This window comes from Mucilaginibacter sp. Bleaf8 (genome assembly GCF_018390515.1).
Classification (GTDB): Bacteria; Bacteroidota; Bacteroidia; order Sphingobacteriales; family Sphingobacteriaceae; genus Mucilaginibacter.
Map to the genome: position 1 here is coordinate 1,775,422 of NZ_JAHBBK010000001.1, position 21,638 is coordinate 1,797,059.

General features: G+C 44.5%; 18 protein-coding genes. 10 read left to right on the forward strand and 8 right to left on the reverse strand.

Annotation, left to right across the window (positions count from 1 at the left end; translation table 11 throughout):
* Positions 1-154: 154 nt before the first annotated feature.
* Positions 155-946 (forward strand): ThuA domain-containing protein, encoded by a 792-nt coding sequence (locus tag KHS38_RS07705; RefSeq protein WP_249665304.1) that lies wholly within the window; start codon positions 155-157, stop codon positions 944-946.
* 2 nt (positions 947-948) lie between these two features.
* On the opposite strand, the gene KHS38_RS07710 is transcribed toward KHS38_RS07705, so the two are convergent.
* The 3 genes from KHS38_RS07710 to KHS38_RS07720 all read right to left on the reverse strand — a co-directional run bounded on the left by KHS38_RS07710 (position 949) and on the right by KHS38_RS07720 (position 4,209).
* Entirely contained in the window at positions 949-2,484 is a 1,536-nt protein-coding gene (locus KHS38_RS07710; protein WP_213487912.1) for a cryptochrome/photolyase family protein, read from the reverse strand.
* Between the two features lie 243 nt (positions 2,485-2,727).
* Complete coding sequence (locus tag KHS38_RS07715) at positions 2,728-4,020, reverse strand: DASH family cryptochrome (RefSeq protein ID WP_213487913.1); 1,293 nt, start codon at positions 4,018-4,020, stop codon at positions 2,728-2,730.
* Between the two features lie 39 nt (positions 4,021-4,059).
* Positions 4,060-4,209, reverse strand: coding sequence for a DUF2256 domain-containing protein (locus tag KHS38_RS07720; RefSeq protein ID WP_213487914.1), 150 nt, complete (start codon positions 4,207-4,209; stop codon positions 4,060-4,062).
* 250 nt (positions 4,210-4,459) lie between these two features.
* On the opposite strand from KHS38_RS07720, the gene KHS38_RS07725 reads away from it, so the two are divergent.
* The 7 genes from KHS38_RS07725 to KHS38_RS07755 all read left to right on the forward strand — a co-directional run bounded on the left by KHS38_RS07725 (position 4,460) and on the right by KHS38_RS07755 (position 12,604).
* On the forward strand, positions 4,460-5,113 hold the full coding sequence (locus KHS38_RS07725) for a TetR family transcriptional regulator C-terminal domain-containing protein (protein WP_213487915.1): 654 nt from the start codon (positions 4,460-4,462) through the stop codon (positions 5,111-5,113).
* 76 nt (positions 5,114-5,189) lie between these two features.
* A complete protein-coding gene (locus KHS38_RS07730) occupies positions 5,190-5,852 on the forward strand; it encodes an HAD family hydrolase (protein ID WP_213487916.1) in 663 nt (220 codons plus the stop codon).
* A gap of 1 nt (position 5,853) precedes the next feature.
* Positions 5,854-7,182, forward strand: coding sequence for an ABC1 kinase family protein (locus tag KHS38_RS07735; RefSeq protein WP_213487917.1), 1,329 nt, complete (start codon positions 5,854-5,856; stop codon positions 7,180-7,182).
* A 71-nt stretch (positions 7,183-7,253) separates the two neighbouring features.
* On the forward strand, positions 7,254-9,296 hold the full coding sequence (locus KHS38_RS07740) for a TonB-dependent receptor (protein WP_213487918.1): 2,043 nt from the start codon (positions 7,254-7,256) through the stop codon (positions 9,294-9,296).
* Positions 9,297-9,456: 160 nt separating this feature from the next.
* Positions 9,457-10,362 carry an NAD(P)H-binding protein gene (locus KHS38_RS07745; protein WP_213487919.1) on the forward strand — a complete coding sequence of 302 codons (906 nt, stop codon included), beginning with the start codon at positions 9,457-9,459 and terminating at the stop codon, positions 10,360-10,362.
* A gap of 30 nt (positions 10,363-10,392) precedes the next feature.
* On the forward strand, positions 10,393-11,301 hold the full coding sequence (locus tag KHS38_RS07750) for a TIGR01777 family oxidoreductase (protein WP_213487920.1): 909 nt from the start codon (positions 10,393-10,395) through the stop codon (positions 11,299-11,301).
* Complete coding sequence (locus KHS38_RS07755) at positions 11,294-12,604, forward strand: cryptochrome/photolyase family protein (RefSeq protein WP_213487921.1); 1,311 nt, start codon at positions 11,294-11,296, stop codon at positions 12,602-12,604. Before KHS38_RS07750 ends, KHS38_RS07755 begins: the two co-directional genes overlap by 8 nt.
* Before the next feature lies 1 nt (position 12,605).
* On the opposite strand, the gene KHS38_RS07760 is transcribed toward KHS38_RS07755, so the two are convergent.
* The 4 genes from KHS38_RS07760 to ggt all read right to left on the reverse strand — a co-directional run bounded on the left by KHS38_RS07760 (position 12,606) and on the right by ggt (position 16,479).
* Positions 12,606-13,541: an FKBP-type peptidyl-prolyl cis-trans isomerase gene (locus tag KHS38_RS07760; RefSeq protein ID WP_213487922.1), complete on the reverse strand. Its 936-nt coding sequence runs from the start codon at positions 13,539-13,541 to the stop codon at positions 12,606-12,608.
* A 5-nt stretch (positions 13,542-13,546) separates the two neighbouring features.
* Complete coding sequence (locus KHS38_RS07765; RefSeq protein WP_213487923.1) at positions 13,547-14,122, reverse strand: FKBP-type peptidyl-prolyl cis-trans isomerase; 576 nt, start codon at positions 14,120-14,122, stop codon at positions 13,547-13,549.
* Between the two features lie 88 nt (positions 14,123-14,210).
* Positions 14,211-14,657, reverse strand: a complete 447-nt coding sequence (locus KHS38_RS07770) for a MarR family winged helix-turn-helix transcriptional regulator (protein ID WP_213487924.1) — start codon at positions 14,655-14,657, stop codon at positions 14,211-14,213.
* A gap of 118 nt (positions 14,658-14,775) precedes the next feature.
* A complete protein-coding gene (gene ggt / locus KHS38_RS07775; protein ID WP_213487925.1) occupies positions 14,776-16,479 on the reverse strand; it encodes a gamma-glutamyltransferase in 1,704 nt (567 codons plus the stop codon).
* A 185-nt stretch (positions 16,480-16,664) separates the two neighbouring features.
* Here ggt and KHS38_RS07780 point away from each other — a divergent pair, with 185 nt between their 5' ends.
* Entirely contained in the window at positions 16,665-17,162 is a 498-nt protein-coding gene (locus KHS38_RS07780; RefSeq protein ID WP_249665305.1) for a hypothetical protein, read from the forward strand.
* 90 nt (positions 17,163-17,252) lie between these two features.
* On the opposite strand, the gene KHS38_RS07785 is transcribed toward KHS38_RS07780, so the two are convergent.
* On the reverse strand, positions 17,253-21,005 hold the full coding sequence (locus tag KHS38_RS07785) for a S8 family serine peptidase (protein ID WP_213487926.1): 3,753 nt from the start codon (positions 21,003-21,005) through the stop codon (positions 17,253-17,255).
* 130 nt (positions 21,006-21,135) lie between these two features.
* Here KHS38_RS07785 and KHS38_RS07790 point away from each other — a divergent pair, with 130 nt between their 5' ends.
* Entirely contained in the window at positions 21,136-21,594 is a 459-nt protein-coding gene (locus KHS38_RS07790) for a carboxypeptidase-like regulatory domain-containing protein (RefSeq protein WP_213487927.1), read from the forward strand.
* Positions 21,595-21,638 lie beyond the last annotated feature (44 nt).

The window sequence follows — 21,638 nt, forward strand, 5'->3', positions numbered from 1 at the left end:
ACACCGCAGTACACTTATTATATTTATAAATTAACACCAACCTAATTCACTGCTTACGCAAAGCAACTACCTGATTTTGCCTATGTTAGTACCCGGCCACCTATATAAAAGGCTTTTTGCTTTTTGCCTTTGTCTGTTTTGTTTTTTAAGCTCTTTGCATGCGCAGCATAAAAGCCCCTGCTTTAAGGTAATTGCTTTTTTTACCGGCAAAAACGATCTGGCGCATGTGAGTTATGTGCAGGAAGCTAATAAATGGTTTCCCAAAATGGCTAAAACATATCATTTCAGTTACGATACCACCAGCAATTGGCATAACTTAAACCAAAAGTTTCTGTCGCGCTACCAGGTAGTGCTATTTCTGGATACCCGGCCCGAATCCACTGAACAACGTGCTGCCTTTGAAGGGTACATGAAAAGCGGCGGGGCATGGATGGGCTTCCACTTTGCAGCCTTTGCACTAAATAACTCCGCTTATCCGCAAAACTGGGACTGGTACCACCAGGAGTTTTTAGGCTCGGGTGAGTATGTAAGTAATACATGGCGACCCACCTCGGCGATATTAAGTGTTGAAGGCACACATAATGCGGCGACCAAACACCTGCCCAAAACTTTTAAGTCATCGCCTAACGAATGGTACCGCTGGCAGAATGACTTATGCCAAAACCCGAACATAAAGATTTTATTAGCTATTGATTCGAGCAGCTTTCCGCTTGGCACCGGCCCTAAGCCCAGCGAAATTTGGAACAGCGGCTACTACCCCGTTGCCTGGACCAACAAGAAGTACCGGATGGTTTACGTAAACATGGGCCACAATGATATGGACTATGAGCACAAGTACGATAACACCAACCGAACGCTATCCTATACCTTTAATAACAAAGAACAAAATCAATTTATTATTAATGCTTTGCTATGGTTAGGAACAAGTAGCAAATCAAATAATTGAAGCTATAGCTCATTCAACCTATCCAGATACGCAGCGGCCTGCTCCATAACTTTCTGCTTTTCATCCGGATTCATTGTTTTAAGGATACGGTAAGCCATTCCAATGCGCGGATTACTTTGTAAATGCTCGGCATTACGGTCAAGAAAGTTCCAGTACAGGCTATTGTATGGGCAGGCCCGGTCGCCATACCTTTTTTTATAATCGTAATGGCAGTGCTTACAGTAATTGCTCATTTTGTTGATGTAGGCTGCCGTTGCTGCATAAGGCTTTGAGGCAATCAAACCGCCATCGGCAAATTGGCTCATGCCACGGGTGTTGGTTACTTCAACCCATTGTATGGCATCTACATAAATGCCCAGGTACCAGGCATCTACCTCATCCGGATTGATGCCTGCCAGCAGGCAAAAGTTACCAATTACCATTAGCCGCTGTATATGATGCGCCCAGGCATGGTCTAAAGATTGACCAATACATTTATTCAGGCAATTCATTTTCGTATTGCCATCCCAAAACCAGTGCGGTATTTCGGTACGATGATTGAGAAAGTTCTTTTGATCGTAACCCGGCATTTGAGCCCAGTAAACGCCACGCATAAACTCGCGCCAACCAACCACCTGTCGTACATAGCCCTCTACCTGCGGCAAGGTTATTTCGGCTTGATGCTTTTGGTAATGTTGCAGCACCTTGCTCACCACCTCTATCGGGGAAATCATTTTAGAATTTAAAGCGAATGACATGCGCGAATGGAACAAACTAATGTGCTCCTGCAACAAGGCATCTTCATAAGTACCAAAATATGGCAGCAGGTGCTCACAAAAATACTGGAGTGATTTAAGCGCCTCCTGCCGTGATAGCGGCCATTCCAGTTGCCGGGCATCCACCTCGCCAAAGTAGCGCACTTGCATGCCGTCAATCATTGCTTTCAGCGCCGAAACATCATGGCTAAAGCGCAGGGGATCCTGAAGCGGCACTTTGCCATCGTACTTTTTACGATTATCAGCATCGAAGTTCCACCGGTCGCCCAGCGGATCACCGCCCTCCATCAAAACATGCAGCTTTTGGCGCATATGACGATAAAAAGCCTCCATCAGATAGCGCTTTTTACCACCGAAAAAGTTTTGTACATCATCGCGGCCGGTCAGAAAATGTTCTGTATCAGCCACGCCGGTTTCAATGCCTAAGTTTTTACTGATGGTTTTTAATTGCTGGTCAAGCCGGTACTCATCAGGCAACTGGTATTCAAATCGGCTGATTTGGCTTTGCTTGATTACCTTATTGAGATTCTGTTCAAAATCCTGTTTATTTCCTGGATCATCCAGTTTAATATAAATAACCCGATGCCCCCGCTTGCCTAATTGGTGCGCAAAGTTGCGCATGGCACCAAAAAAGGCCAGTATTTTTTGTACATGATGCATTACATACTGCTGTTCCTGCATCACTTCCAGCATAATATAGGTAACATCATCATCGGTTTTACTGAACCAACTGTGATTACTGTTTAACTGATCACCAAGTATTAAGCGCAGCGTATGGGGCATGCAGAGGTAACAGATGGAAGTTGAGTAAGTTTAGCGGTTATCAAGTTTTGTAACCTCACTTATCAACTTTATAACTAAACACATTAAAGATTGATCACCTGTTTTGACATACCTTATCCTTATAGGTAGAAGCTACTTGTTTTGCTTTGACAAAAAGACAAGTAGATCCAACAGTTATAAGCAAATCATAAAGGTTATAATTATACGAAGGGGGGAGTTCGAAGAAAGGAAATGCAAAACCGCTTATGCGGAAGCCGCCAGCTTACTGTCAGCCTCTTCATTGAGCCAAAGCTTTACATACTCGCCTTTAGGGTCAAGCTCGGCAGCAGTTTTGGGATTGAAATAGCGGTTTTCGCGTGGGTCGTTGCCCACACCGGCAATATAAGCCCAGTTGCCCCAGTTACTGGCCGGCGAATAATCGATCAGCTTTTCTTCAAACCATTGGGCGCCGCGAGTCCAGTCAACCTTTAACTCTTTGGTTAAATAAGCGGCCACTACCTGGCGACAGGAGTTGTGGATAAAGCCCGTAGCATTCAGCTCATGCATGCAGGCGTCTATGTATGGTACGCCGGTCCGGCCTGCTTTCCACTGCTCAAAAAGCTCGTCCTGGTTGGCGGCCAGTTCAGGCGCTGTGTTTTTAAAGCCCGCAGCGCTGTAAAACTTACTGCTATGCTTTTTAAACATAAAACGAAAGTAATCGCGCCATAACAGCTCCAGCATCAGCGGGTGATTATTTACATTTTGCCCATGCTTTACCAGCTCCCAATATACCTGGCGTGGCGATATACATCCCATAGCCAGCCAAGGTGAAAGCCGGGATGCAGCACTGCTGCCTTTTTTAACTATGGTTACCGGCTGATGTGTAAAATAATAGTCCAGCTGCTGCAAGGCGGCTGTTTCTCCACCAACAAAGCGATACGCTCTCGCATCGTCAAACGGCTCGGTTAAACCGAGTTGCTCCAGTGATGGCACTTCGCCGGCATCAGCAACATCAGGTATATGAATAGCTTCAGGCGTTTGTACACAAGGGCGCACATTGCTGTCGCGCTCCACTTTCTTTTTAAAAGTATTGAAGCTATCAGGAATATCTTTGATTGGAAAAGGAAGATCTTCTTTATGATACAGCGTGTGCCCAATGAAGTGTTTCAGATTAAGCTTCATTTTCCATAAAGCGGCCTCCACTTCTTCGGATATACCGGTTTCTTCAAAAGCAACCTCACGATGATGATATACTTCGCTAACCTGGTATTGCTCGGCCAGTTGCGGTATCAGTTCAGCCGGATTGCCTTGTACAATCACCAGTTCGCCGCCCAAATTGCGTAAGCTGGTGCGCAGGTCGGCCACGCTTTCTATCAGAAAGCGCGCACGTATGCTGCCTGTTTTTAAAGATCCGGCAGTACTGGCTTGAAAATAATGAGGATCGAAGCAATATACCGGCAGTATCTTGTCAGCCTTGCGTGTAGCCTCCAACAATATTTCATTGTCGTGCACCCGCAAATCATTCCTGAACCATACCAGTATTGTTTTATCACTCATTGTTTATAATCATTCCAAACTATTATACAATAATCGGCATTATTTATGTTTTTTGCACCCTTCGCTACAATATATGACATCATCCCAACACTTTTTCCACTTCTTACGCCAAGTGAAAGGACGCTGACAAACAGGGCAAATTTTGCTGGGCAGGTTCTGATTTAATATACTTTTTGGAGGAGCGGCCATAACGGATAAACAAACAGGCGTTTGCCTGCGTTAGCATACCATGTACAAATAGGGCAATGATGATAAAGATAATAAATTATCAGGAACTTTAGACAAATGCCATGCTACTTTAAGCAAGCAGCCATAGTGCGGAATGTTTTAATTAACTGTAAACTAATTAAATGCTTCCTGACGTTTATTTGTAGACAAACATGACAAAGCCTTGCCCAATAAACTGTAAATTTATATCCTATCATCAAATCCATTAATTATGGCAACCATTGACAGCATACAAAGCGCTTATATAGATTATGTATTAACCGAAGGCCGTGAACCGCAATCGGTGTATCTTTTTGCAAAAAACAACGAGATGACCGAGGAAGAATTTTACCGCTACTTTGGTTCGTTCGAGGCGGTAGAGCAAAATATTTGGGCCGACTTTGGCAAAAAGACTGTTACCGAGATTAAAACGCAGGAAGTTTGGCCGCAATACTCGGCTCGCGAAAAGGCGCTGTCATTTTTTTACAGCTTTTTTGAACTCCTGAAACGCAGTCGCAGCTTTGCAGTTTATAGTCTGAAAAAGCAACCCCGCGCCTTATCGTCTCCACGTGTATTAGATAACCTGAAAGTTATTTTTGAAAACTTTGCCGATGAGATTTTACGTGAAGGTATAGAAACCGGCGAGCTAACCGACCGTAAGTTTTTTTCCAAACGTTATAAAGATGCATTATGGATGCAGTTTGGCTTTGTTTTAAAGTTTTGGACCAATGACAACTCTGCCGGCTTTGAAAAAACTGATGAGGCTATTGAGAAAGGACTGAATGTAACATTCGATCTGTTTCAGCGCTCGCCTATTGACAACTTGATCGATTATGGCAAGTTTCTGGCTAAGAATGGCAGTTTGAAGGAAAAGATGGGCATGTAAGAGCTTTTAGCTATGTTTAGCGTTTAATTAATATTATTTAACGGCTGATACAATCAGCTGTACTACCTATCTGCTTATGAAAAAATTCGGGGCCATTTTTGATATGGACGGCACCTTGATTGATAACAATGCTTACCATTTTGAAGCCTGGAAAGCGGTTTTTGAAAAGTACAAGCACATGCCCGTTTCGTTTGAACTTTATAACGAAAAGATGAGCGGCGTACCGGGCATGACAGTAATGCGCGAGTTTTTTCCAGAATATACCGAGGACGAAATGCAGCGGGTATTTGAAGAAAAATCGCAAACTTACAAAGACGCTTTTGCCCCTTTTGCTGCGCCAATCAACGGCCTGGAGCGCTTGCTGATGGAATTTAAGAATGCGGGCATTAAAATGGCTATCGCATCTTCGGCAACGGTGGCCAACATCAATTTTATTTTAGAGCACGTACCTATCCGGCAGTATTTTGATGCCATTGTGGATGGGCCGCGCATCAGCAAGCCCAAACCTAACACACAAATATTTTTGAAGGCTGCTGAGGATTTAGGCATCAAGCCCGAAGACTGTATTGTATTTGAAGATTCTATATCAGGCATTAAAGCGGGGCGTGCCGCAGGTATGAAAGTAGTGGCTATCACCTCCACGCATTCTGCACAGGAGCTCCCTCCTTCTGATTTAGCCGTTACTGATTACACTGGCCTGAGCCTGCAAAAGCTGGCCGCATTATTTGAAGAAAACTAACATGAGCGAAGATAAAGCCCAGGAACAAAACAGCATACCAACCAGCAAAGTACAACGATCAGCCAAGTTTGTAAAAACGGGGCTGAAAGTGGGCGGGAACTATATAAAACATTACTCCAAAAAACTATTTAATCCCGATCTGGACCGTACGGAATTAAATGAGGATAATGCAACAGATATTTACGAATCGTTAAGCGAGCTGAAAGGCAGTGCGCTTAAAGTGGCGCAGATGCTGAGCATGGATAAAAACATACTGCCTAAAGCGTATGTAGATAAGTTTTCACAATCGCAGTACAATGCGCCGCCGCTGTCGGGGCCGTTGATTGTGCAAACGTTTAAGAAATACTTTGGCAAATCGCCCGAGCAGATCTACGACCAGTTTAACCTTAAATCAACCAACGCAGCTTCTATAGGGCAGGTACACCAAGCCATGCTGAATGGGCAAAAGCTGGCAGTTAAAATTCAGTATCCCGGCGTGGGCGACTCTATATCATCAGACTTAAAACTGGTTAAGCCTTTTGCTTTCCGGCTATTAGGCATGAGCGAAAAAGAACTGGATGTTTACATGCGCGAAGTGGAAGAACGCCTGCTCGAAGAAACAGATTATGAACTGGAAGTGCGCCGTTCCATCGAATTTTCAAACGCATGTTCTTTGTTAAACAACGTTGTGTTTCCAACGTATTATCCTGAACTATCCAGCAAACGCATTATTACCATGAGCTGGCTGGAGGGGCAGCACCTGCGTGAGTTTTTGCAAACCAACCCATCGCAGGAGTTGCGTAACCAGATAGGCCAGGCACTGTGGGATTTTTATAATTTCCAGCAACACGAACTACGTGCCGTGCACGCCGACCCGCATCCCGGCAACTTTATGATAACGCCCGATGGCAAACTGGGCATTATTGATTTTGGCTGCATCAAAGAAATGCCCGAAGATTTTTACTACCCGTTCTTTTCGCTTACCTCAACCAACCTGCTGGATGACAAGGATGAAACTATCAAAGCCTTTCGTAAACTGGAAATGATTTTACCGAACGACACGCCGCAGCAAATTGAGTTTTACTACAATATGTACAGGCAAATGATTAGCCTGTTTGCCAAGCCTTACATGAGCAATACTTTTAACTTTAGCCAAACTGCATTTTTTGATGAGTTGTATGGTTTTGGCGAAATGATAGCCCGCATGCCCGAGTTTAAGCAGGCGCGTGGTGTTAAACACTTTATATATGTAAACCGAACCAACTTTGGCCTATACAATATACTACACGAATTACAAGCCGAGGTACGCACAGACACCTATAAACCACACTTAATCAACGTGGCAGAATAGATCTGTTCTGATTCAACCATCGCACTTGACCTGTATTCGTATATTTGCCTTGCAGACTGCTTGTCACACCTATGCTTAAAAACATTCTACTTATAGCCTCATTTACCACCGTTTCGCTAACCGGTATTAATGCTTATGCCCAAACCGATTCGAGCCGGTACAATCTGGGGCGCATTCAACTTTCTAAAGATTTTACCCAGCACATTACAGTTAAAGGGGATGACTTACAAAAAATCCCTTTCACTAATTTGGCTGAGGCTATTAATGTATGGTTCAACGGGGCTTACAGCAATCCGGCATCATTGGTATATGTGGTTGATGGCAATCTGCTTACCGATGTAAATCAGTACTCTATTTTTGATATTGAAGAAATAACTTTAATACAGAATGCAGCCGTTCAGCTAAATGGGGCCACACAACAGCAGCAAGTGATATTAATTACCACAAAGCGAAAGCCGGCTAAAACCCGGGGCATAGAGGCCGCTGCACAAACCAGCCTTGTACAACGAGAAAAGCGCGCCTTATCATCAGGTCAAAATGCGCAGGATTATAAATCAACAAACGCCCTTTTCCAGCAATATTATATATCTGGCCATACCTACATCAATGACATCAATGTAGGAGCATCGGTTAATTACCTTCGGGATGTGAATCCGGAACTATACCAGTCCGGTACAACCCAGCCCGCATCTCCGGATATGAACCGCTGGCGGTTTAATGGTTACCTGAACACCCGGCTGGGTAAAAAATCTATACTTGATTTCACTATTGGTTATGTACCACAACAGTCCGATTACCAGTCTAACTACGCCAACGGAGGTTTCGTATCCAACATTGGCACAGCTACTAAAGACCGCTTGTTTAACAGCAATGTAAAGCTTACTACTCAAATCAGTTCAAGGCTAACTAACCAATTGCGTTTTGGCTTTAACCGGTATACGCAGAACCAAAATGAACATCAATTTTTAGCCTGGCCGGATATAAGCAGCGCTTCGGTAGACGCAAGCGTTGTAACCCGCTCAAAGATTTTCAATCTGTATGATGATTTGAGCTACAAATATCAAACCGGTAAATGGTTGCTAACTCCTGCGCTCAACTTTAACTTCAGGTATGTAAACGCCAACACAGCATATACACAAATTGCTACGCAAGGAGGTAAAACACAGGTTATAAACAATCCGCTTTACGCTTTTAACGGCAAGTCGTATTTACTGACACCCAACGTATCGGTTAACTATGCAGACCTGTTTAATATAACCGGAGGCGCTTTATTTATTTTAAACGCAGCACTTACCGCTAACGGACCAGCCACAGGCAGAGCACTTCCTTTTGTATCGGCATCTGTTAACGCATCCAGATTATTTACACAGCATAGCCCGGTTAGCGTCAGGCTATATGGCTCCTATGCATTAAGTAACGATCTGAACGATGTTACATATAACTTATCCAGCTTTTACGCCATTTATAATCAAGCCAGCCCGGTTGCCTCGGGCAGCTTTGATAACCTGCCTGAAAGCACTTATGCACCGGTACAGCACTTAAAAGCGCTTACCATAGGCACCAACGTAGGCTTTTGGCAGGACAAGCTTGTATTAAGTTATAATTTTGATAAGCGCGACAATATTACTTTGTTAAGTATAAGCAATACCAGCAACAGTGAAGCAGTAACCGGCAACATCACTACGCCAGGCAATTACTATATTCACCGCATTGGCGCTACAGTTAGCCTCATCAACACAGCAACCGTTTCGTGGAGAAGCAATTTCAACGCAACCAATCTCAAGCAAAAGGTTTTTATACCTGCAACCCTGGGTGGCGGCAGCATCATAACTAATGCCCAAGTTTGGACAGGCGGCTGGGCCAACCGCTTGCAATACCGTAAGGTTACAGCAGGTGCCGATATACTTTACTTTGCATCTCCGCGCGATAGGGCAACCCGGGTACCGTACAGCTCTATGGCATTGCAAAATGTATATGTAGGTTATATCATCAAAACGCCAACACTTAAACGGCTGGAAGTTTTTGCCACCGGACGCAACTTAACTCAAAACAATACATCCATATTTGCCGACTATCGCAGATATGTTGGCCTGGGCGTTACTGCCGCGCTTTAACCGTTACGCATATTTTACATAAAAGCTTAGTCTGTACAGACTGGGCTTTTTATTTTAGCACCCCTTTGTAAGAATGGTTTATGGACAATAATGATACTATTTGCTGCAAATTTGGATTAGCATCAAACTCCCTGCCCTTTACATTGTTTCAATATTTCATATGAAGATACTACTTGCAGGTGCCAATGGCTATATAGGTTCCCGGCTCATACCGGCTTTACTTAAAGAAGGCCATGTAGTAGTATGCCTGGTACGGGATAAAAAATTATTTGAAAAGCAAAGTGCGTATGCCGGGCAGGTAACCCTGGTAACAGGCGACTTATTACGTGCGCGTAACATGGAGCCTTTGCCAACAGATATTGATGCCGCTTACTACTTAGTTAATGCATTACCGCAAACTTCCGGGTTTGCCGGCCTGGAGGCCCTATCGGCAGAGAACTTTGTGGATGCCATCAATAATACGTATTGCAAACACATCATATCATTAAGTGAAATTGATGATCAGCTAACGGAGGCAGGCCTGTCACGCCAGCATGTGGAGGAAATATTGCGGAGGGCTGATACTGCGCTTACTGTGTTAAAAACCACCATGATTATTGGTCCGGGTAGTATTGCCAATGAGTTATTGGAAGGTCTGACTAAAAAGTCGCCTATACTGATAGCCTCTAAATGGGCCAAGGCGCAGGAGCAGCCCATTGCTACCTGCGATGTAGTTACCTACCTGGTAGACAGCTTATTAAATAAAGCCACGTTTGATAGCGAGTTTCATATCAGCGGCCCTGAAATATTGACGTTCAGGGAGATGTTAACCGTGTATGCTGATGTTTGCCGCCGCTCAAAGGCTAATATCATAACCTTGCCACAGGTATCGGCAGCATTATCCTCTTATTGGCTCAATTACCTGACACCTATCAGCTACTCACACGCAAAAACTCTGGTAGAGAACCTGAAATACGATGTTATTTCGCGCGATGATGCTATCAAGCAGATTATACCACATCAATGCCTTACTTTTAAGCAGGCACTCTTACAGTCTACTGATTTTACCTGCCAGGTAAAAAGCTGATAAGATTCGTTTACCCGTAAATTTCAGATCATGCCCAAACAGCACATACTAATTACCGGCGGTAGCGGCCTCATAGGTAAAACCCTTACGCAGGAGTTATTGCAGCGGGGTTACCAGGTTAGCCATTTAAGCCGTACGCCAGGTACAAACCCGCAGGTACAAACCTATTTGTGGAATGTACAGCAAAAGCGTATTGACGAAGCCTGCATAAACGGGGTTGATACCATTATACACCTGGCCGGCGCGGGCATAGCCGACAAACGATGGACAAACGAACGCAAAAAGTTACTTATTGACAGCCGTACAGAATCCATCCGGTTAATTTACGACCTGCTTAAAAAGCATCCGCATCAGGTAAAAAACATTATCTCGGCATCGGCTACGGGCTATTACAGCAACCGGGGCAACGAGCTGCTTACAGAGGATAGCTACCCTGCACACGACTTTTTGGGCACCTGCTGCATTGAATGGGAAAAAGCAGTGGATGAAGGGCAGCATTTGGGCCTCAACATTACCAAGTTCCGCACCGGTGTTGTGCTTACCAAACAGGGTGGCGCCCTACCACAGTTAGCTTTACCCGTTAAATTAGGTGCAGGATCGGCATTAGGTAACGGGCAACAGTGGATACCCTGGATACATTGGCAGGATGTAGTAGATATGTACTTGTACGCTATTGATGGGCACTGCCCACCCGGCGTATACAATATGGTAGCCCCCAACCCGGTAACCAACTTACAACTTACTGTAGCAGTGGCTAAACAACTGAACCGCCCGTTGTGGCTGCCTAAAGTGCCTGCTTTTGTATTGAAATTAATTTTTGGCGAAATGAGTCTGGTGGTACTGGGCAGCACCCGGGTTTCCGCCACAAAAATAGAACAGGCCGGTTTCACGTTCCGTTACCCTATTGTTACTGATGCTTTGAAAGATATTTATGGATAACAAGACACCCGTCAGCATTTTTTGGTTCAGGCGAGATCTGCGTTTACATGACAACGCCGGCTTATATCACGCCCTGAAAGGCAAATATCCGGTAGTATGCCTTTTTATATTTGACAGAGATATACTTGACAAGTTGGAAGACCGCGACGATGCACGCGTAACCTTTATTTACCAATACATACAAAAGCTGCGCGATGAACTGCAACAGGCTGGCAGCAGCTTAATTGTTAAATACAACCGTCCCGAGGCGGCTTGGGATGATATTTTACAAACTTACTCCGTAGCCGAGGTTTATACCAACCGCGATTACGAACCTTATGCTAAACAGCGGGATGGTGCCATTGGCACAAAGTTGCAGCAGCAGGGCATTCCATTTTACACTTTTAAAGACCAAATGATATTTGAGCGGGATGAAGTTGTGAAAGACGACGGTAAACCTTATACCGTGTTTACCCCATACAAAAAGCGCTGGCTTAAAAAGATTAACGATTTTTACCTGAGCTCCTACCCAACCGAAAAGTATCTGCACAAATTATATCAAACTCAACCGCTACCGAATGTAACCTTAACGGAGATGGGATTTACAGAAAGTGATATTCCTTTCCCCGAAACAGAGTACCAACACATTATAGACGATTACGCGCGCGACCGCGATTTTCCGGACAAAAAGGGAACATCACGTATAGGGATACATTTACGCTTTGGCACCGTCAGCATCAGGGATGCAGCACGGGCAGCCATCAGCCGAGAGCAAACCTGGCTGGGCGAACTGATATGGCGCGAGTTTTACATGATGATATTTGATCATTTCCCGGATACGGAAAAGCATGCTTACCGTGCAGCGTTTGATCGTATAGAATGGCGCAACAACGAGCAGGAGTTTGACGCCTGGTGCCAGGGCAAAACCGGCTACCCGCTGGTAGATGCCGGTATGCGCGAACTGAATGCAACCGGCTTTATGCACAATCGGGTACGCATGGTAGCAGCCAGCTTTATGGTAAAACATTTGCTGATAGACTGGCGCTGGGGCGAGCATTACTTTGCCCGCAAACTACTGGATTACGAAGCAGCAACCAACATAGGCAGCTGGCAGTGGGTAGCAGGTTCGGGTACTGATGTAATGCCTTATTTCAGGGTTTTTAACCCCGAGGCACAGCTCAAAAAGTTCGACGCCAAAATGCAGTACATAAAAAAATGGGTTCCGGAGTATGGCACCAGCCAATATCCAAAACCCATTATTGATAACAAAGAGGGTAAAGCACGTGCATTGCAGGTTTACCGTGCTGCTGTAGCTAAGCCGTAAGTTACGGGTTAGTTACAGTACCTATACTCATTTCAAAAAACAAACAGCTGCTTGTTGGTATACTAGTACCTTGAGTAGACCGGCCATAACCCAGTCGGGAAGGCATAATAACGGTTAAATCCGTACCTTCTTTTTGCCCTAATGATACAGCGTATTCGAAGCCCGGCACTACACTTCCCTTATTTGATAGGTCAACCGTAAAGGTGCTGGCATTATTTTCTGCTGTATAATTAGACGGATCAAATACGACGTTATTCAGTAACTGTCCACGGTAAGTAACACTAACTGTTGAGTTGTCCTTAATTAATGTTGTACCAGTACCTTGTTTCCTGATTTTATAATACAACCCTTCGTAGGTTCCGGAATTGATTCTGGTAAATTCCGCAGGGTTTATATTGTTATTTTTGAAATAGCTTTGAATGCTTTGCTCATCATATGCCTTTTGATTATCAATTACATGGATATAATACACAATTGATTCGTTACCTCTGATGCGGTTATCGCCGGTTGAGAACCCGTTTATACCATAAGCCAAACGGGATGGCACAATTACTCTTGCCCGGGTTCCTTTAGTTTTCATCAAATTATTTATAGCCAGTTGCAAACCTTTTGGAGATATTTGACCAGCAAAACCAAAAAGATGATTTGCTATAGTATCTGTGCTTTGATGCAGGCCATCTACTGTTTTTTGGCTTAAAACATAGGATATCGTATCATAAGGAGCAATAGCTTTGCCTGTTCCTTGCGACAATATTTCGTAATAAATACCTGATGTATCGCCTTCAGCCTTTTTCATGTTGGTAAGACCATTGGCAGAAATGTAATTAGTTATTTGCTGTTCATCATGCGTCTTAATATCAATATCATTTTTATCCTTGCGGCACGATACAAAACCCAGGGTAATCAGTAAAAAAAGCGTTAAGTAAGTTAATTTCATTTATTTTAGTTCGTTACGTCGTATACTTTAATAGTAAAATCGAGCACAGCATTGGCCGGCATGCCTAAACTGGGTTGAGCATAAGGCCCGTAAGCATAGCGCGAAGTGATAAACAAACGCACTGTGCCGCCTTTGTTTACTTTAGGGATTCCTAACTGCCACCCTTTGATTACCTCACCCAGGCTAAATGACGGATGAATATCACCGGTTTGAGCAAAAATCTTACCCGAGGTAACTACCTTGCCGGTATATCCTACAGTTACTTTACTCGAGTTGGGATTGTACAGGGTAGCCACCGGTCCTTTATCAATCACCTTGTAAAAAACCCCGATAGTATCTTTGTCACTAATCGGCAAACCGGTTGATGTTACATTCTCTACCCGTTTTACAGAATCAAGACCTTGTGATGCTATATAGTCCAGCACAATTTTGTCATCAATAGCAGCCTGATCGGCATTAATAACTACACCGGTATCTGCTTTTTCACAGGATGCGAAAAGTAATGCAGCTAATGCAATCAAAATCCCTAATTTATTTACGCCTACCATTTGAAACGGCAAATTTATTGTTTTAAAATTCAAAATAAGCAGCTTAACAATTTTTAACACTTATTATTGGTTTACGAGCTAAAACGGTGAAATGCAACAATAAGTATTGAAATGCAATACATTATGGCTTAAAGCCAAGCGTAAGCTGATTTAGCTTTTTCAGGGTGTTTACCAATTGCGTTTTTTCCCTGTCGGTTAAGTGTTCATTGAGGTAGCCATTAAATTGCTTAACCAGCACCTTGGCCAGTTGGCGTTTTTCCTTACCCAGATCGGTAAGAAATACTTTTACCGACCGCTTATCGCCTTTATTGGACTGGCGGTAAATCAAATTCGTGGTTTCGAGCTGGGTTAACATACGCGATAAGCTGGTTGATTTTAGGCCCATCAGTGCAGCTGCCTGTGAAACGGTTGTGCCCTCCTCCTCATCAATATTAATAAGCAAATAGCCAATAGATTGTGTAATACCAAAATCGGCCACGATCTGGTTGTAGCGATTAGCCATATTCTGCCACACAATCTTCACTAAATAATCAATGGTTTCCTGATGGGGTTTTAGCTTGCTGGCCATGTATACCAAAGTTAGATTAACGCAATGCGTAACTGCAATGATAGGATATTAAACTCTACCTGTTGTAATTTATTTTACAGCAAACTACTTAAATTGCTATTTGCAGATAGATAGTCCGTCACCAGCCCGTTTTAGTATCATCACCGCGCGGATCGGCACCGCCCATGTAATACCCTTGAGGCGCTTTCACAATAGCATCCACCCGCCCGATAGTACCACCCTCTTTAATAATATAGCCTTTTTTTGCAAGTATACTTCGGGTTTCGTTATTAAGCGCTCCTATTTCAGCCGTTACAATATCCGGCAGCCATTGATGATGGAAACGCCCGGAAGCTACAGCTCTCTGCACATCCTGGCCATACTCAATAACATTTAGTATAGTTTGAAAAACAGAGGTGATAATAGTTGAGCCGCCCGGCGTGCCTACTACCATAAACAACTTACCATCTTTTTCCAAAATAGTAGGCGTCATGGATGATAACATGCGTTTGCCAGGTTGTATGCTGTTGGCTTTGCCACCAACAAGGCCAAACATATTCGGGGTACCTGGCTTAGCACTAAAATCATCCATCTCGTTATTCAAAAGGAAACCTGCGCCCTTTACAAATATTTTGCAGCCGAACGAACCATTAAGTGTGGTAGTGATTGATACAGCATTGCCATCACGGTCAACAATAGAGTAATGCGTTGTCTGATCGCTCTCGTATCCGGCAAAGCTGCCGGGCTTTATGTTGCTGCTTGGCGTTGCTGTATTCCAGTCAAAATTTTGCATACGGGCATCCATATACGTCGGCCGCAACAAGCTATCTGCCGGCACTTTATAAAAATCCGGATCGCCCAGGTATTTAGACCTGTCGGCATACACACGGCGTTCCGCCTCAACCATTAACTGCACGCTTGAATCGCGGTTATGCCCCCAGCGACTCAACGGGTATTTTTCTACAGCATGCAGCAACTGTAGCAACGCAATACCTCCGCTTGATGGCGGCGGCATGGTAATCACCTTATATTGCTTATACTTCCCAATTACAGGCTTGCGCCATACGGAATGATATTTGTCTAAATCGGCTTGGGAAATCAATCCGTTGCCGGTACGCATTTCTGCTATCAGTTGTCCGGCAACTGTACCTTTATAAAATCCATCGCGCTTTTTATCACGAATCAGCGTGAGCGTCTTTGCCAAATCCTCCTGCACCAGCAAATCACCTTCCTGCCATGGGATATCTTTCAAAAAGTAGCCTTTGCCTGGGTTCAGCCTTTTAAAATCAGCCTGGCTCTTGTTTAAATCATCAGCCAGGTGCCGGGTTACTTTAAAACCATTTCGCGCCAGTTCAATGGCTGGTTGCACCAGGGTAGCCCACGGAAGCTTACCGTATTTGTGGTGCGCCTCAACCATCCCGTCAACCGAGCCGGGTACACCTGCAGCCTGGTGGGTATACAAGCTTTTATCTGGAATAACATTACCTGCCTCATCCAGATACATATCGGCACTGGCTTTGCCCGGTGCTTTTTCCCTAAAATCGAGCGTATTGGTTTCACCTTTAGCCGACCGGTAAACCATAAAGCCACCACCACCTATATTGCCGGCTTCGGGCAAAGTTACAGCCAGTGCAAACTGCACAGCTACCGCAGCATCAATTGCATTACCACCTTTTTTGAGGATTGACAGACCGGCTTGCGCCGCATCAGGATAGGCGCATACCACCATACCCTTATAGCAAGGTTTGTCCTGATTGCTGGTTTGCGCATGCAAGGCAGCCGTTGTAAACGCCCCTAAAACAAGAAGAATAAGCCTATTGGTAAATGATGAGTTTAAATTCATTTTAAAGAATTGTAATGTGCTATGCCTCTAATTTAATATAATTGCCGGTTAAACGGTGATGTGAACTGTGCGTCTGACTAAAAATTAATCTTGGTGAACATCAACCATATAAAACAAAGGGCCTTTGAATAAATAAAAAGGAAGGGCATAAATTTTTAAAACCAACGTTATTTACAAAAAACACTATGATGAAAAAAGCAACCTTATTACTTGTTATTTCGGCATTTGCGCTGCTGTTTAGCCAGCGGGCGCATGCACAAACCTATCCTTACGCATTAGGATTAAAATTCGGTGGATATGAAAACGGCATATCGGGCAAATACTTTATGCAGAATGATGTAGCCATAGAGGGTATCTTAGGCTTTCGCAGCCACGGTGCTGTGCTTACCGGCTTGTGGGAAAAACACCAAACCGTATTCGATGTACCTGAACTAAAACTGTACTACGGTGCAGGTGCTCACTTAGGTGCAGTTGGCAGCGGCCGTTATAAAAAATTCAGCGGCGATGATGAATTTTATGACAGCAGCAGCATTTTGATAGGTGCTGATGCAGTTTTAGGGTTAGAGTACGTTATTCCGCAAAGCCCAATTGCGGTAAGTTTGGATTTAAATCCCAGACTGGAGTTGGGCCGTGGTCCGTTCTTTGACATTGCGCCGGGACTGGGTATAAAATACACGTTCTAATATTCGATATTATCAATATAAGCAAAGAGGCCTGTTTCAATAGAAACAGGCCTCTTTGCTTATTAAGTAGTTTGAGTTACCAGATCATAATCACCTGCCTATAATTACTTTACTGCTGTAAACTTTTTGTCCTAATATTAACCTAAGCACGTATGTACCCGGTGCTAAGTTAGATACGTTGATATTGTTATAATACTTACCTGATGATACAGTTGACTTACTATTGTATACCACTTGCCCGGTACTGTTTATTAATGACAATATTAAATTACCTGTGGTAGGTGCCTCGAAGCCAAAATTCAGTGTTGTGGTGGCCGGAACGGGATAAACCGACAGACCAATATCGGCCGAGCCGTTCACGACACCATCTGTTTTAAGATACGTATAAACCGGTGATATAGCGGTACAGCCCGTAGTGAGTACGTTGATGAGCTGATAGTTTCCGCTTTGTGCCGGTCTAAAAGTTTGACCAGTTGCTCCGGCTATGGCTGTACCGTTTAAATACCACTGATTACCACTTGGCATACTGGATACCAGTGTTGTTCCATTTTGGGTAATAACCGGCGATGTTACCGTAACAGCTTGGCGGCTTACGGAAGCACAGCCTGCACTTGCCACCTGCATATCATAAAAGTAATAATAGAAGTTACGGTAATAAGTGGTATCAGACGGATTGGTAGGCGATACTGCATCATTTCTTGTTATACTAAATATATTACCAATACTAAACGGATAGGCAACAGTACCGCTGTTGTTTCTGAACACTGTTGCACCACCACCATAAGCAATTGAAATATTGTAGGTATCAGGATTGGGCAGCAGCAAATTCAGGTTATATATTTTTCCGGCATCATTCGGATCGTTTGGCTGTATACCACTGCCCGGTGTAGTACGAGTAGCCGTGACATTAAAATTCCGGGTGGCAACCACCTCGCCGTTAGCATTGGTAACCGTGATGCGGATGCTGCCTGAGTTGCCGATATACATCCTTGCACTCTTGATAACAACCGGTATCTTCGTGGTTACCTGTACCGAACTGGTAGCCTGCGTATAAGTACCATCGGCAATTACATTCTTGGTAGCAGGGCCAACGCTTGCGCTAAAATCATTCAAGCCTGCATAGTACGTGTTATTAACCGGTGTAGTTGCAGTTAGTGCATTATTACCCAAGGCAACCGGCGTACCGCCTGTTGGCGTGGTATACCACAGCAACTGCCCGGTACCCGATCCGGTGAGCAGATACTGCTTACTATCATCACAGTGGTAGGCCGCCAGATCAGTTGGAACGGGTATGCTTCCGGTAACTAAGTTTGCACTGACTTGGTTATCATTCGTCACTAAATCATTAGGCAAAGTGGCCACAGCAGTAACAGCATAGGTTGCACCCGAGATCGTGGTAAACATGCCGTTCAGCGTAAAATCATCTTCGGCCTGGCTGTTTAAGGTACCTGTATAAGTTTCTTTAAGGGTAATTACCTGCCCGTTAGGTGGCGTAATTGTTACAACAACCGGGATGTTACTGATAGCCTGCGATCCTAAGTTCTTCAGGCGCACCGAAATATTACTTGGCCCGGCACAGGCTCCGCCCACAGTACTGGCACTTACCGATATAGCTGCCACATTAACGGCAGGTTGTATAAATTGTACCCTGTAATCTTGCGTTTCGCCTTTATTGTAGCTACCGCAGGCCGATATGGTACCAGCGTTATTCGTTTCAACCAGCACAATACGCATCAGGCTATAATTACCCGGCACGGCGGTACCCGGTACAGTGATATTGGTAGTGTAAGTTCCGGTGCCATTAATAACATTGGTAGTAGCTACCAGTTCATCCGTATTATTAAAAGTACCATCGGCATTCCAGTCAATAAACACCCTGGCTATTTTATTAAAATTGGCACCGCAAGTACCTAATCTAATACTGAGCGGATAGGTTTGTCCCTGCTCCAACTGGGCTGTAAGGTTGGTGTAATTGGAGTAAGTAGTACAACCAGCCTGCGGTGTATTACTGATGTTGGCCAGCATAAAATTGTCTATTCGCGAGTCGGCGCTTGAGGTTGGACCTGATGCACAATAATTAGCGCCTCCAACGCCGGTTACAACCAGTGCGTAAGGTTGAGAACCGCCTTGCAATGTACCTTTATTAGTGATAGTGATAGTATAGCTTTTACCCGGAACTGTGTTTTCAATTAGTACCTGCTCCACATTATCCCTTACGTTATCACCGCGGGTAGCGCTTGCTCCGGGACGGTTTACATCCAAAATCCAAGGGTTATAGGTATTGTTGCCATCGCTTACGCGTATATCCAGATCGTTAACCAGCTTTGGTGCCCGGCTATTAATAGTACCATCAGCCGAAACACTACCCTGTGGGTCGGTCCAGGCTATGGTGGCAGCCAGTATACCATTGCCCGAAGCTACCACCGTGATGGTTTGCGGTTGCCCCTGCTGCAGTGTATTTTCACGGATCATGCTTTTTGTTCCGTTACCGGTAATGGTTTGGGCTGCCTGCCGGGTATCCAGTATACCCCAGCCAAATGTGTAATCGGGGCCTACGTTCCCGGCATCAAAGGCAGTATGGCATACCAGCGCTTTTAATGTGGCCGAGCGCATAAAGCTGCCATTGTTTTGCTGTGCATAGTACTCTTGCAAAAGGTATAATGATCCGGTAACATTTGGCGTAGCCATTGAGGTACCCGATAAGGTGGTGTAAGCCGTCGGACTACTGTTACTGGTAGATAGAACGGCATCGCCATCGCCACAAATGTCAGGCTTGATACGGCCGTCATCAGTAGGGCCTATAGAGCTAAAATAAGCTATCGTGGCATCCTGACGGCTTGTTGGTCCGTAAGGCAATTGATTAACAGCCCCAACGCTAAGTACGTTTTTGGCATTGGCAAAACCAGGCATATTATCAAAGCCGTTGTTGCTGCTAATGCCGGCAGGCCGCGCTCCTTTACTTATCAAAGTTGGATCGGTACGGCTGCGAAAGCCGTAATAATTTTGCCCTACTGCCGGCCCCGTATAGCCCCGGTTGTTACCCGATGCAACCGTTATCAGGTAATAAGGTGCGCTATTGGCAATCTGGTCAACGCTCTGGCAATCGGCATCGTAAAAACCGAATTTGTAATCTACCGTATCGCCTGGCAGGCCATACCATTCCCAACGTGCCTCTTCTTCGTTAAAGTTCCAGCCGGCAATAACGCCATAGGAGTGATTAGAGAGCAGCAGGTTGGGTGCCGCCGAACTCATTTCGGCAATATCATTATCAAAATCGTAAGACAATAACGTTGCCGCATTAGATGCCATACCTTTTGCCGGGGCGTACACACCTTTAGCTATCATGGTGCCGGCTACGTGTGTAGTATGCAGATCGGATGCTACCGAATTGCCCAACGTAATATTTTTACCAGCAAACTCCTGGTGGGCGCTGTATACCACACCGCCATCCCATAAACCCAGTTTACCATTCAAAAATGAACTGGAGCCCGACAAGTTTAAGCCTAAGCTGCCGCCCTGCTGCACATCGGTAGTACGCGTGGTTGCTGCTGCAATAACATTGTTAAAGGTTTTATAAAAAATAGGAAAGCCCGCAGGTGTTAAACGTTGTAAGGAAAGAACAGTACCATTTTTAGTGCGCTTACGAATACTCCAGTTATGTTGTGGCGCCAGGAGTTGCGCCTTTTGCAAAAATGCGCTGTAGGTATTATTAAGCCGTGCCGACAACTGATCAAGCTCCGCTTTTTTAGCAGTACTTACCAACGGCGTTTGCGCCATCGACACATTGGCGGTTAGCCCCAGAAATAATAGCCCGGCAACAATTTTTGCGTAAAATTTATTCATATAGAAACCAGAAATGAGGTGCCGGCGTTACTCAGCAAAACTTTGTGTAAGTTTAACGAATTTCGTTTAATTAATGTTCCTCGTATTGAAGCCGTATGCACGTTTGCTTCAATTAATTATGAATTATTTTATGACAGTAAAAACCACCTTCAAATTACTGGCACTGATAGGATGCGGTTTGTTTATAGCCTGTAAAGCCAAGAAAAGAACCCCGTCGGCAACCCTTCTGCAAGGGCATATTTATTACTTGAGCGGCAACCAAATGCCCGGCCCGGGCAGAACGACAGGCAAAAGCCGTGGTGTAAAGCGGGAGATACTGATATACCGGCCAACTACATCAAAAGGCACCTCGGGCCAGATGCCGCTTTTTAGTCAGATAAATACAAAGCTGGTTGCCCGTACGCAAAGCAATGCCAGCGGCTATTATCAGGTAAAATTACCTGCCGGTAAATATTCTGTATTTATAAAAGAAGAAAATGGCTTTTTTGCGGCCGAAGCTGATGGAGAGGAGCACCTTAACCCGGTTGTAATCCCGGCCGGGCATCCACTCACAAAGGATTTCACAATTACGCTGCATGCTGCTTTCTAAGCAGGCAATCAGAAAGCAAAAAGCCCGTCTGGAATTTACCAAAC

What these genes read in the sequence shown, in the direction of transcription:
- KHS38_RS07710 (WP_213487912.1), bottom strand. Translation starts at nt 2,484, where the DNA reads ATGCCCCATACGCTGCGCTTAATACTTGGTGATCAGTTAAACAGTAAT.
- KHS38_RS07715 (WP_213487913.1), bottom strand. Translation starts at nt 4,020, where the DNA reads ATGAGTGATAAAACAATACTGGTATGGTTCAGGAATGATTTGCGGGTG.
- KHS38_RS07720 (WP_213487914.1), bottom strand. Translation starts at nt 4,209, where the DNA reads ATGGCCGCTCCTCCAAAAAGTATATTAAATCAGAACCTGCCCAGCAAA.
- KHS38_RS07725 (WP_213487915.1), top strand. Translation starts at nt 4,460, where the DNA reads ATGGCAACCATTGACAGCATACAAAGCGCTTATATAGATTATGTATTA.
- KHS38_RS07730 (WP_213487916.1), top strand. Translation starts at nt 5,190, where the DNA reads ATGAAAAAATTCGGGGCCATTTTTGATATGGACGGCACCTTGATTGAT.
- KHS38_RS07735 (WP_213487917.1), top strand. Translation starts at nt 5,854, where the DNA reads ATGAGCGAAGATAAAGCCCAGGAACAAAACAGCATACCAACCAGCAAA.
- KHS38_RS07740 (WP_213487918.1), top strand. Translation starts at nt 7,254, where the DNA reads ATGCTTAAAAACATTCTACTTATAGCCTCATTTACCACCGTTTCGCTA.
- KHS38_RS07745 (WP_213487919.1), top strand. Translation starts at nt 9,457, where the DNA reads ATGAAGATACTACTTGCAGGTGCCAATGGCTATATAGGTTCCCGGCTC.
- KHS38_RS07750 (WP_213487920.1), top strand. Translation starts at nt 10,393, where the DNA reads ATGCCCAAACAGCACATACTAATTACCGGCGGTAGCGGCCTCATAGGT.
- KHS38_RS07755 (WP_213487921.1), top strand. Translation starts at nt 11,294, where the DNA reads ATGGATAACAAGACACCCGTCAGCATTTTTTGGTTCAGGCGAGATCTG.
- KHS38_RS07760 (WP_213487922.1), bottom strand. Translation starts at nt 13,541, where the DNA reads ATGAAATTAACTTACTTAACGCTTTTTTTACTGATTACCCTGGGTTTT.
- KHS38_RS07770 (WP_213487924.1), bottom strand. Translation starts at nt 14,657, where the DNA reads ATGGCCAGCAAGCTAAAACCCCATCAGGAAACCATTGATTATTTAGTG.
- ggt (WP_213487925.1), bottom strand. Translation starts at nt 16,479, where the DNA reads ATGAATTTAAACTCATCATTTACCAATAGGCTTATTCTTCTTGTTTTA.
- KHS38_RS07780 (WP_249665305.1), top strand. Translation starts at nt 16,665, where the DNA reads ATGATGAAAAAAGCAACCTTATTACTTGTTATTTCGGCATTTGCGCTG.
- KHS38_RS07785 (WP_213487926.1), bottom strand. Translation starts at nt 21,005, where the DNA reads ATGAATAAATTTTACGCAAAAATTGTTGCCGGGCTATTATTTCTGGGG.
- KHS38_RS07790 (WP_213487927.1), top strand. Translation starts at nt 21,136, where the DNA reads ATGACAGTAAAAACCACCTTCAAATTACTGGCACTGATAGGATGCGGT.